Origin of the sequence: Spirillospora sp. NPDC052242, from assembly GCF_040679555.1 — a bacterium.
In the GTDB taxonomy this organism is placed as follows: Bacteria; Actinomycetota; Actinomycetes; order Streptosporangiales; family Streptosporangiaceae; genus Spirillospora.
In genome coordinates this window covers 21862-32005 of the sequence record NZ_JBFAUZ010000077.1, presented here as the reverse complement: position 1 = coordinate 32005, position 10144 = coordinate 21862, and the positions used below count along the sequence as shown (strand labels likewise).

Genomic DNA, 10144 nt, shown 5'->3' with positions numbered 1-10144 from the left:
ACTTCCCGCCGCCCCCCGCGGCGGCGGCCCCCCCCCCCCCCCGCCGGGCGCGTGGCGGCGGGGGGGCCCGATGAGCGGCGAACACGGCCGGCGTCGCGATCTAGGAGCGTACGTCGGCAGGGTCCGTCCCACCGCGCCGGTCCAGACTTGGGCGAGAGCCGCCGCGATGTAGAGACCGGCTCCGGCGATCGCGAGGGTGGCGCATGCGGTCGCGAGGACCTGGCTCGACACGATGTCGCGCAGGTCGCTCTGCGAGAGCGAGGCGTTGTAGGCGACGAACGCGCCGATGACCCCGGCGAGTATCAGCAGGACGTCGATGACGCGCATCGGCCGGTCGGACCTGGCCGAGCCGGTCTTGAAACGGTGTGCCGCCGCGGCTTCGTGCAAGCCCCAGCCCGGCCTTCTCTCGGGGTCTTGACTGGCTCCTCACGACCATCGCCGATGACCAGGGCATCCAACTGTTCCGCTGCACCGCCGAAAAGGACCGCACCGGTTGGGCGATCGCCGTCCTGCTGACGCTCCGCGGTGTGCCGCGCGACAAGGTGATGCGACGACCTGCTCAGCAACGGCCACTGCTACCGCTCGCTCGCCGTGCAGGCAGAACTCGCTGCCATGCCGCCAGAGCAGGCCGACATCTACCGGCACGTCCTCGTGGCCGAACAGCCCATCTGCAGGCGGGCTTCGACCAGGTGACCGCCAGCAACGAATCGGTGCTCAACTACGCCACCAAGGGACTCAGCCCACAGATCCTCGCCAAACTGCGCCACAAGCTCCTCGTCGCCCAGCCCCCGGTGTTACTGGTCACTTGTCTTATGGTCAGTCGTTTCTCTGCGGCAAGGGTGATCCCGGGCTACTGATCGGAGAAAGGGGAGCCAAGATGCTAGGCCCCGTCGACAGGGACGTGATCGAAGAGCCGCCGTGCACGGCGGGCCGCCCGGAGCGTCACTCCTGCTCCGTTCAAGCAGAGCTCGCGAAGCCGCTTGAGATCCTAGTGTTCTGAGTCATTAGTTCTTTGGTAGTCGGTAGGCTGTGGGGATGCCGAGCCCGAAGCTGGAACCGGTGGTGCTGTCCGACGAGGAGCGGTCGGTGCTGACCGGGTGGGTACGCCGCCGTTAAGACCTCCCAGGCTTTGGCGCTGCGGGCGCGGATCGTGCTGGCCTGCGCCGAGGGCGGCACGATCGCCAGGGTCGCCGAGCAGGCCGGCACCTCGCGGAACACGGTGTCGAAGTGGCGGTCGCGGTTCCTGGCCGATCGGCTGGAGGGCCTGACCGACGAGCCGCGGCCGGGCCGTCCCCGCACGATCACCGACGAGCAGGTCGAGCGGGTCGTCACCGCCACGCTGGAGGAGACCCCGGGCGCCGATACGCACTGGTCGACCCGGTCGATGGCGGCCGCGACCGGGATGTCGCAGTCGGCGGTCTCGAGGATCTGGCGGGCGTTCGGCCTCAAGCCCCACACCGTGCAGACCTGGAAGCTGTCGACCGATCCGCAGTTCGTCGACAAGGTCCGCGACGTGGTCGGCCTCTACCTGGACCCGCCCGAGAACGCTCTGGTACTGGCGGTGGACGAGAAGAGCCAGATGCAGGCGATCGACCGGACCGCCCCCATCCTGCCGGTCATGCCGACCGCCCCGACCAGGATGACCCACGACTACGTCCGGCACGGCACCACCAGCCTGTTCGCCGCCCTGGACCTGTCGTCGGGCTCGGTGATCGCCCAGCACCACCGGCGGCACCGCCACCAGGAGTTCCTGCGGTTCCTCAAGCTCATCGACGCCGCCGTCCCGGGGGATCTGGACCTGCACCCGGTGCTGGACAACTACGCCACCCACAAGACCGAGGCGGTCAAGAAGTGGCTGATCCGCCACCCGCGGTTCCACCTGTACTTCACCCCCACCAGCTCGTCCTGGCTTAACCTGGTCGAGCGCTGGTTCGCCGAGCTCACCAACCGCAAACTCCGCCGTTCGGCCCACCGCAGCGTCGTTGAACTCGAACGCGACGTCCGCGGATGGGTCAACGAGTGGAACAAGGACCCCAAGCCGTTCGTGTGGACCAAGCCCGCCGACGAGATCCTCGGAACCCTCGCCGCATACTGTCAACGAATTAACGACTCAGGACACTAGCATTCGGGCAGTGGTCAGTTACTTGGGCCGCTTGCCGGCATCAACCTGGTTCTGAGGCGCCCAGGTGTGCAGCGACGAGCGATGGATACCCAGGTCGGTGCCGCTCTGAGCGATCGGTCGATCCGACTTCAGCGCCAGCTGGATAGCTCGCTCTCGAAGCTCTTGGGGGTACTTGCATGGTGCCGCCATCGCGGTTATTGCCCTCCCTGCCAGTCAAGATCATGACTGGCAGGGAGGGGCTTCACTGAACCCGGTACGGCTCACTGCGGAGGGAGTGAAGGGGGCTGGTTCGCAAGTCCTGTGGGCTATGCCCCTTTTCGATGTCAAACCCCTGCACGGCCGCAAAGGATTTGCCACGATGCTAGGATGAGCATTATCTGGGAGACAGCGTTCTTGACATGGGCGAACAAGGGCACAGGCGTCGCGGTGGCCTTTACCGGGGCCCTGGTTGTTTCTCCGGACGGAACACGCTGGTTCGCTCGCAGGGCTTGGGCCAAGATGACCCCCTGGCGTCGTGTCCGTCGCCAGGGCAGCGCAACGCTGAAAGCCGCTTCGACCTTCACCGCTGTAGGTCACGCAGTCGTCACCCGCTCCTGGGCAGACGATACGTCGGTGGAGGAGCGGCTAAATATGCTCCGGCAGTGGATCACTGATGTGGAGCACAACATCGGGCGGTTGAAGTCGGACTTGGCCAAGCACAGAAGGGCCACTGATAAGGCCCTTGAAGAGTTGAAGACCAAGCACGAGGCTGGGCTTAACGAGTTGCGCTCTCTCATTGAGCAGATGGAAGCGTCCGATGCCCGGATCGACGGCCGGGCGTTGCCCGTCATCGGCTGGGGCATCGTGCTCAGCGGCGTCCCTGAACTGCTGGCCAAGGCCGCATGGGTGACCTATCCCGTCTGTCTTCTTAGTGCCGTCGTCACAGCCTTTGTCGCCATGAGCGTGATCCGCGACTACCGCCGAGCCCGTTCACAGGCGGGCAGTGGATCACCCTGACACGCTTTGGTCTTCCTCAACGACCGTACGAAGAGCCTCGGCCCGTGCCTACCATTGGGAGTTGCGAGTTGCCAGGAAGTGGGAACGGCCGATGTCTGCTGATCTCACATGGGACACCAACACGATCGGGCCGGCTGAGGGCTCCCTGCAAAAGGTGATGCAAGCTGACCCTCGTCGAGTTGGGGCACGTTGAGCGAGGTGTCTCCGAACTTCCCGTCCATGGCCGGACACGGTCAGCGGCTGCCGGACCGACGTTCCCACATCTCGGCTCTGGCCAGCGCGCTGTGGGTGGGCGAGAGCGACCTGGCGGGCACCCCCCATCTGCCGGTCGACCGGCTCGAGAGCGACCCGCACGAGGTTATCCCCCGGCTGAGGGGCGCCCTTCAAACCAACACCCTGTAACCCGGGGATGATCCGAACGCGGTCCCGCCGGCAGCGAGCGGATCAGGGGCCCGGACGACTGATCGCCTCCTCCCCTGAGGTGGCCGACAAGAACGGGTTCAGCGTCGATCACTCTAGGTTCTGTACTTCGGCTACGGCACGCGTGGTGTACCTGGTGTGCACCGACGGCTCGGAGATCGACGTGTCCCTGAACTGGTCGGTACGGCACCTATTGAGCGCCTGACCCCGCCCGCCCTGAGCTTCCCCCACAGCATGGACACATGACCTGAGGTCACCTGTGATCAACAGGAAGGATGTCCGTCATGCCTTCACCACACCCGCCCGAGTTCCGCCGCCGTGCCGTTGAGCTGGCGCGCCAGGGCGACAAACCACTCGTCCAGCTCGCCAAGGACTTCGGAATCAGCCGTTCCTGCCTGCAGAACTGGGTGAACCAGGCCGACGCCGAACGATGGCGACAAAAGCGAGTCCGGGCGGCTGACGAGCGCCGAGAAGAAGGAACTTGCCGAGCTGCGGCGCCGTAACCGGCAACTGGAGAACGAGAATGAGATCCTCAAGCGGGCCGCCGCCTACTTCGCCAGAGAGAACGTCCTCCCAAAGTAATCTACTCGCTGGTCCGTGAACTCGCCGCCGACTCGATCCCGGTCGCGGTGGCCTGCCGAGTATTGAACGTCTCCACCTCGGGATACTATGACTGGCTCGGACGACCCGAATCACCCCGTGCGCTGCGCAACAAGGAACTCACCAAAATGATCCGCGCAATTCACGCCGGATCCCGCGGCAGCTACGGCTCACCGCAGGTGCACGCCGAGCTGACCATGGGCCTGGGCGGGCGGGTGAACCGCAAGCGAGTAGAGCGGCTGATGCGCCGGGCCGGCCTGCAGGGCGTCTACCGCCGCCGAGGCCGCCGCAGCCGGGTCAACGCAGCGACCAAGGAGGACCTGGTCCAGCGCCGCTTCGACGTCGCCGAGCCCGACCGGCTATGGCTCACTGACATAACCGAACACCCGACACTGGAAGGGAAACTGTTTTGCGCCGCTGTGATGGACGCCTATTCCAGGCGGGTCATCGGCTGGTCGATCGACACCCGGCAGAACACCGATCTTGTCATCAACGCGCTCGCCATGGCCGTCACCCAGCACACCCCGCCGCCGCACTCGACCATCCTGCACTCCGACCACGGAACTCAATACACATCTTGGGCCTTCGGGAAGCGTCTGCGGGACGCCGGGCAGCTCGGGTCGATGGGCACGGTCGGTGACTGCTACGACAATTCGATCATGGAGTCGTTCTGGGGGATGATGCAACTGGTTACTCGACACCCGCACATGGAAAAGCAGAGACGAGTTGGCCGGTGCAGTCTTTGAATGGATTAAATGCTGGTACAATCCATACAGACGGCATTCCAGTATTGGAATGCACAGCCCTGTCACGTTCGAAGGGCTCGACCTGCCCTCAGAAACCGCCGAGTGACCTCGCCTCGGGTGTCCGTGCAACGGGGGAACCTCAGTGTCGGTGTCATGGTCGGTGACGGCGCTGTGGGCCAGGTTAGACCGTGTCTTGATTGGTGATGGTTCGTTGAACCAGTCGTGGCGATCTTTGAGGAACGGCTGGTGCCGGACGAGTTGTGGGAGTTGTTCCAGCGGGTGGTCCCACCTGCACCGACAAGGCCGCAGGGCGGTGGGCGGCGGCGGGCCGACGGCCGAACTCGCCGCCATGCCGCCAGAGTCGGCCGACATCTACCGGAACGTCCTCGTGGCCGAACAGCCCACCTGCAGGCGCGCTTTGACCAGGTGACCGCCAGCTACGACTCGGTGCTCAATACGCCATAAAGGGACTCAGCCCACAGATCCTCGCCAAACTGCGCCACAAGCTCCTCGTCGCCCAGCCCCCGTGTTACTAATCCCTCGTCTTATGGTCGGTTGTTTTTCTGCGGCATGGGTGATTCCGGGCTACGTGGTCGGAGAAAGGGGAGCCAAGGTGCTGGGCCTCGTCGACAGGGTCGTGATCGAAGAGCCGCCGTGCACGGCGGGACGCCCGGGGTGTCGCTGCTGCTCCGTTCAAGCGGACGAGCCGCTGATGTTGACCAGCCAGGTGATGCCGAAGCGGTCGGTGCACTGGCCGAACTCGTCGCCCCACATCTGCATCTCCAGCGGGACCGCTACGGTGCCGCCTTCGGACAGCTTCGCCCAGTAGCCGCGCAGTGCGTCGGCGTCGTCGCCGCTCAGGCTGATGGTGATGTTGTTGCCGGGGTTGTAAGGCATGCCGGGCGGGTTGTCGGCTCCCATGAGTGCGTAGCCGCGCTCGGACTGCAGCATGCCGTGCATGATCTTCTCGGCCTCGGGTGCGCTCGGGTCGCCGTACTCGCCGAAGGTGTGCATCGTGAGCTCGCCACCGAGGACGGTCCGGTAGAACTCCATCGCCTCCCGGGCGTTGCCGTCGAAGCTGATGTACGGATTGAGCTGCGATGTCACCGGATACCCCCACGTCGAATGCCGGAATCGGGCTGCGCTCCGATCTTCACGCCCCGTCTCCAAGTGCGGCAACCAGCATGAGGACTCGGCGTGGCCGAACTTCGGTAAAGGAATCCCGGCGAGGCGGCGTGCCGCTTGCGCTAGGACGGCCCGGACCCGGCGGGCGGAACCCACAGCCAGGCATCGTCCGAGAACTTCTTGACCTCGACCCGGACCCGCCGGAAGTCGTCCGCCGAGAGGCCCGGGTATCCAGGGGCGACGACATCGCGGTAAGCCTGGTCAGAGACCAGCATCACCACCTCTGCGTCCGGATGCTCGGCCGCCGCGGCCCTCAGCGGGGGCTGTCGACCAGTCGGCTGGTGTTGACGACCGTGGCTCCGGACAGTCCCGAGGCGCCGTACCCGACGACTCTGATGCCCACGGCCGCCCGTAGCCGGATCCGGTCGCCGGCGCGGAAGTTGTCCTCGCGGAGGTTGTCGATCAGCGACCGACCAGCGCATGCAGCGCAGTGGTGGGATCGATATCACTCGGCAGGAAACCCACGAAGCCGTCCCCGGCCCACTGGTGATCGACCTCACGGACTGTTGTGCCGCAGTCGTGGAGAGCCGCTTCCACCAGGCGCGCGAGCCGCTCCTGGACTCGTTCCTGGGCTAGGCCCGATCGGGGGCCGTAACCGACCACATCGATCACGAATCCCATTCGCAGCCGTCGCCGAGTCGGTGGGGACCGCCGCGCCACCACAGCGTCGCCGCGCAGGGGCACTGGCACGCCCTCGGGGTGCGTCGGCCAGCGCGGTCAGTGCAGGGGACGCGGCGAACGCTTTGGTGCAGGCCGCCAGTTCCCGATCGGCGAAGGCCAGGGGGTAGACGATCGAGACACCGCTGTCCGGCACGGAGCAGAAGTGGTCGACGATCGCGCCGAGCATCATCGCGATCGTCGGCTCCAACACGCCGCCGCCCTGCCCGACTCCCAGAAGCGGGAACAGGACGCTCGACGGGGTCGACTCGTCCATGCGATCGACCGGTGCGCAGTGGCGTACAGCCTGGAACAGTCGAGGCCCACCGGGTCCGGAGCCTCGCGGCGGCGCTCTCGGTGCAAATCTTCCGGGCTCGGCGCACGGCAGAAGTTCACCCGTCCCGGTGCCGGTGGGCCAATGGCAAAGCCGAGTGGCTCAACCGCACACTGGCCACCGAGTGGACCCAACGCCGGCCCTACACCAGCAACGACCAGTGCACACAGGTCCTCGGACCCTGGCTCGAGCCCTACAACACCGAACGCCTGCACTCAGCTCTGGGCGGCAGGCCACCCAACTCCGACTGTCGTCAAGGTCATGACCGAGTACACCTAGCTCGGCGGTCGATCTTGGCCCGCCGGCCACCATCAGCACTAGAAGTCATCACAGACAGGAGTGACGGAGGAGTTTGCTACGGTCCGATACATGGCCATTCGTCCCACCGAACACTGGCGCCGATCTGTCGCCGTAGAAGCCCGACAGATTGCCTCGGGCGAGCTTGCGGTTCAGTGTGCGTTCTGGGCAGAGTTCTTCCCGGAAGCCATGCTGATCCGTACGGATGAGGTACTTTGGCTCTTCGAGCGCGAGATCGCAACCCTGACCAATCCCGCCGACGATGAAATATTCGCCGCCATTGAACGCGTGGTGCTTGCCCTCAACAAGGGTTAACGACGACTACGGCGGTGCCGCGTTCGAGACCGACGAACGCGAACAGCTCTGTGGATACATCGAAGAGGCGCTCGCCGAGATCGGCATCAACGTTGACGCCTTCGCAGGACGCCACGGCCTGACCCCTCACGAGGTGACTGACAAGTGGCGCGGTTGGTAACACTCCCGACGCAGTAAGGTTCCCCCGCCAGGCCGGCGTGGAGATTCGTAGTGCCGGGATACCGGCATCTCATGCCAGGCATGCTCCATGCACTCCGTGTACCGGACAGAATCTTGTCACTTGATCGGAACTCGACGGGATCGTAATGGAATGTGACGATCTCTGATGTGAGACGGAGCGGTCCCCGGCTCCCCGCTGACCGCGTCCTTCGTCCCAGGAGGCGTCATGGTCGACGGTGCCCTGCCCCCTCAAGAATCCCCTCAAGTCGCCGCCCGCCTCGCCGGACTTGGGTTGGACTGGTCCTCGCAGCTTTGGGTGGCAATTCGAGAGGGGGAGAGGGCCCGGCGAACCGCGACCGACACAGAACCGACGTCGGCAGGTGGGCTGAAAGATTGGATCGCCCGGGTCGGAAGACTGCGAGAGAAACTGGGCGATGAAGGCTGGAAACCGGTCAATAACTATCAGATTCCGATCGCCGTCAATCCTGCGAAGACGATCGGAGTCGGCGTGCTGCTGGGCGACCACGCCACCGCCGGACCCGATCCTGGTCCCCTGAGCAAGTATCCCAAGGGCCCCAAGGTGCTGGAGGTCGCCGCGCGGAACCGAACCCTCTTCTCGCCGGCGGAAGCCGGTCGGCCGGATCTCATGGACGACCACGAGTACTCCCGGCTCAGCACCTGGTTCCTGGTCACCTACAGGCAGGTGATCCCGCGGTGCGGCAACGACCCCGCCAGGGCTCTGATCGTCAGTGAGCTCTCCCTGCCCGGCGGCACGGCTGGCGAGAACGGCGGCTTTCCACAAGTGTGGCTGGACCGTATCATCCTCCCGGCCAGCGAGTTCCCGATCAAGCGCGAGCCGTTTGACGGCGACGAGGACATCCCCGACCTCTTTGAAGGGATGTGACCGCCCTCGACGTCACGGCGCCGGTTCCGCTACCAGTGACAGGTGCGGCCGGTGCCGCCCAAAATCGGGGGCGTAGTCGGTCTCGTCGGTCACCAGCACGGTCAGTGCGGGACGCGGCCTCGGCGCTCCGGACGGCGGCATCGTCCATTCCGGGTCGACCCACCGGTAAAGGCGCTCCCAGTCGGTGTCGATGTAGCGCGCCAGGACGCCGCCGCGGTTCGCCGCCGGTCGCGGTGCCGGCGGGTGCGCGGCGATCTCCCTCTGCAATGCCGCCGCCACGTCCCGGTGGCGATGACAGAACCGCCTCGGGATCCACTCTCCAGTCTGCGGGTCCGGCTCGTAGAACCGCGGGCCGGTGCCGATCGGCCGCCCGCACTCCCGCTTGCGCGGCGTCGGCGCCATGCAACCCGATTCCGGCCCTTCCAGCGAGTGCCGTGGGCGCTGGTAGCGCGGCAGGTCCGCTTTGATCACGTCTCGCAGCCACCCCAAGTGACCGCCCGGCAGAGTCATGCGCGCCCCGTCGTACACGCACGTAGACTCCAGAAAGCGCGGATCGGCGCCCACGGCGGCGCGCGCGGCCTCCTTCCACCGCACCTGCCCCCGCGCCGCGTGCAGTTGCACAGCGGCCATGCCGAGCAGTAGCCGCCCATGCGTGAGGTCACGGTCCCGCAGCATCGCGGTCATGACGTCCGAATGATCGCCTTTGGGTGCCGCCATCGCCGTGTACCCCCAGCCTCGAACCGTATTCCAATCCGAGCATCCCCCCGATCCGTCACAGAAGGCAACGCACGGGCTCGGCGACCTACCGTGCCAGTGCCCGGCGATCGACACGCCGGGCATCGTCCATTCGGTTGCCATGCGATCGGTTGGTCGGGATCTGGACACCGAGCCTGCGGATCACGCGAGGAGGCTGCCGTCGTCAGTCATGCCGATGAAGGGCGGCGAGTCCGTGGAGCATCGCCGTGATGGCCGGACAAGCGTCGCCTCGGGACGGGTATCGCGCCAGTAGCCGAGAGATACCTCGGACCCGGCGAAGACCACCCGAACGAACTCGCCGTGACGTGGGGCGGGGAAGGCCGAAAGGAGCCAGATCCCGGATCCGGCGAGGAGGTTTGGGCGTGCGAAGCGGCAATGCTAGTCCGCAGCAGCCGATGGCTGTCGGCCTGGTGAACGCGATCGCTGGCATAGGACGGGCATCGCTTCCGCCTTGGCAGGTGGCGCGATCGCTCGCCCCCTTGAGCGCGGCGCCCATGCCTCGGGGAGCCAAAATCGGGAGCCACCACACGTCGACCGCCCCAGACCTCGGACTACGTGGGCAGGGCGTTTGTGCAGGTGAGAGGCTCCCCGATCGACTCAGATCGACCTAGATCGACTTCTCTTCTTTGCTTCACACCGAAGAGGCCACTGGT

At 65.9% G+C, this 10144-nt stretch carries 11 protein-coding genes and 5 pseudogenes; 10 read left to right on the top strand and 6 right to left on the bottom strand.

What is annotated here, in order from left to right; all coding sequences use genetic code 11:
- Window positions 1-327 (bottom strand): annotated as a pseudogene (locus tag AB0L25_RS38865) (hypothetical protein); the annotation flags it as partial.
- 38 nt (window positions 328-365) lie between these two features.
- Between AB0L25_RS38865 and AB0L25_RS38860 the strand changes: the two are divergent.
- Both AB0L25_RS38860 and AB0L25_RS38855 read left to right on the top strand, forming a co-directional pair.
- On the top strand, window positions 366-857 hold the full coding sequence (locus AB0L25_RS38860) for a tyrosine-protein phosphatase (RefSeq protein ID WP_500178382.1): 492 nt from the start codon (window positions 366-368) through the stop codon (window positions 855-857).
- Between the two features lie 178 nt (window positions 858-1035).
- Window positions 1036-2122 (top strand): annotated as a pseudogene (locus AB0L25_RS38855) (IS630 family transposase).
- 18 nt (window positions 2123-2140) lie between these two features.
- On the opposite strand, the gene AB0L25_RS38850 reads toward AB0L25_RS38855, so the two are convergent.
- Window positions 2141-2311, bottom strand: coding sequence for a transposase (locus AB0L25_RS38850; protein WP_500178380.1), 171 nt, complete (start codon window positions 2309-2311; stop codon window positions 2141-2143).
- A 177-nt stretch (window positions 2312-2488) separates the two neighbouring features.
- On the opposite strand from AB0L25_RS38850, the gene AB0L25_RS38845 reads away from it, so the two are divergent.
- The 5 genes and pseudogenes from AB0L25_RS38845 to AB0L25_RS38825 form a co-directional block, all read left to right on the top strand.
- Window positions 2489-3118: a hypothetical protein gene (locus AB0L25_RS38845; protein ID WP_500178378.1), complete on the top strand. Its 630-nt coding sequence runs from the start codon at window positions 2489-2491 to the stop codon at window positions 3116-3118.
- 695 nt (window positions 3119-3813) lie between these two features.
- Entirely contained in the window at window positions 3814-4041 is a 228-nt protein-coding gene (locus AB0L25_RS38840) for a transposase (protein ID WP_500178376.1), read from the top strand.
- A gap of 51 nt (window positions 4042-4092) precedes the next feature.
- Window positions 4093-4884: pseudogene (locus AB0L25_RS38835) on the top strand (IS3 family transposase); the annotation flags it as partial.
- Window positions 4865-4990, top strand: coding sequence for a hypothetical protein (locus AB0L25_RS38830; RefSeq protein WP_500178374.1), 126 nt, complete (start codon window positions 4865-4867; stop codon window positions 4988-4990). The pseudogene AB0L25_RS38835 and the gene AB0L25_RS38830, both read left to right, overlap by 20 nt.
- 122 nt (window positions 4991-5112) lie before the next feature.
- Window positions 5113-5223: pseudogene (locus tag AB0L25_RS38825) on the top strand (IS5/IS1182 family transposase); the annotation flags it as partial.
- A gap of 354 nt (window positions 5224-5577) precedes the next feature.
- On the opposite strand, the gene AB0L25_RS38820 reads toward AB0L25_RS38825, so the two are convergent.
- The 3 genes from AB0L25_RS38820 to AB0L25_RS38810 all read right to left on the bottom strand — a co-directional run bounded on the left by AB0L25_RS38820 (window position 5578) and on the right by AB0L25_RS38810 (window position 6681).
- Window positions 5578-5991 (bottom strand): VOC family protein, encoded by a 414-nt coding sequence (locus AB0L25_RS38820; protein WP_500178372.1) that lies wholly within the window; start codon window positions 5989-5991, stop codon window positions 5578-5580.
- 140 nt (window positions 5992-6131) lie between these two features.
- Complete coding sequence (locus AB0L25_RS38815) at window positions 6132-6284, bottom strand: hypothetical protein (RefSeq protein WP_500178370.1); 153 nt, start codon at window positions 6282-6284, stop codon at window positions 6132-6134.
- 187 nt (window positions 6285-6471) lie between these two features.
- Window positions 6472-6681 (bottom strand): hypothetical protein, encoded by a 210-nt coding sequence (locus AB0L25_RS38810; RefSeq protein ID WP_500178368.1) that lies wholly within the window; start codon window positions 6679-6681, stop codon window positions 6472-6474.
- A gap of 87 nt (window positions 6682-6768) precedes the next feature.
- Between AB0L25_RS38810 and AB0L25_RS38805 the strand changes: the two are divergent.
- The 3 genes and pseudogenes from AB0L25_RS38805 to AB0L25_RS38795 all read left to right on the top strand — a co-directional run.
- Window positions 6769-7287 (top strand): annotated as a pseudogene (locus tag AB0L25_RS38805) (integrase core domain-containing protein); the annotation flags it as partial.
- A 142-nt stretch (window positions 7288-7429) separates the two neighbouring features.
- On the top strand, window positions 7430-7672 hold the full coding sequence (locus tag AB0L25_RS38800) for a hypothetical protein (RefSeq protein WP_500178386.1): 243 nt from the start codon (window positions 7430-7432) through the stop codon (window positions 7670-7672).
- A 385-nt stretch (window positions 7673-8057) separates the two neighbouring features.
- Window positions 8058-8735: a hypothetical protein gene (locus AB0L25_RS38795; protein ID WP_500178366.1), complete on the top strand. Its 678-nt coding sequence runs from the start codon at window positions 8058-8060 to the stop codon at window positions 8733-8735.
- A 12-nt stretch (window positions 8736-8747) separates the two neighbouring features.
- Here the strand turns inward: AB0L25_RS38795 and AB0L25_RS38790 are convergent, their stop codons facing one another.
- Window positions 8748-9419, bottom strand: coding sequence for a hypothetical protein (locus AB0L25_RS38790; protein WP_500178365.1), 672 nt, complete (start codon window positions 9417-9419; stop codon window positions 8748-8750).
- Between the last annotated feature and the right edge of the window lie 725 nt (window positions 9420-10144).

Coding starts and splice junctions, on each gene's coding strand:
- AB0L25_RS38850 (WP_500178380.1), bottom strand. CDS start 2,311: ATGGCGGCACCATGCAAGTACCCCCAAGAGCTTCGAGAGCGAGCTATC.
- AB0L25_RS38845 (WP_500178378.1), top strand. CDS start 2,489: ATGAGCATTATCTGGGAGACAGCGTTCTTGACATGGGCGAACAAGGGC.
- AB0L25_RS38840 (WP_500178376.1), top strand. CDS start 3,814: ATGTCCGTCATGCCTTCACCACACCCGCCCGAGTTCCGCCGCCGTGCC.
- AB0L25_RS38815 (WP_500178370.1), bottom strand. CDS start 6,284: ATGCTGGTCTCTGACCAGGCTTACCGCGATGTCGTCGCCCCTGGATAC.
- AB0L25_RS38800 (WP_500178386.1), top strand. CDS start 7,430: ATGGCCATTCGTCCCACCGAACACTGGCGCCGATCTGTCGCCGTAGAA.
- AB0L25_RS38795 (WP_500178366.1), top strand. CDS start 8,058: ATGGTCGACGGTGCCCTGCCCCCTCAAGAATCCCCTCAAGTCGCCGCC.
- AB0L25_RS38790 (WP_500178365.1), bottom strand. CDS start 9,419: ATGACCGCGATGCTGCGGGACCGTGACCTCACGCATGGGCGGCTACTG.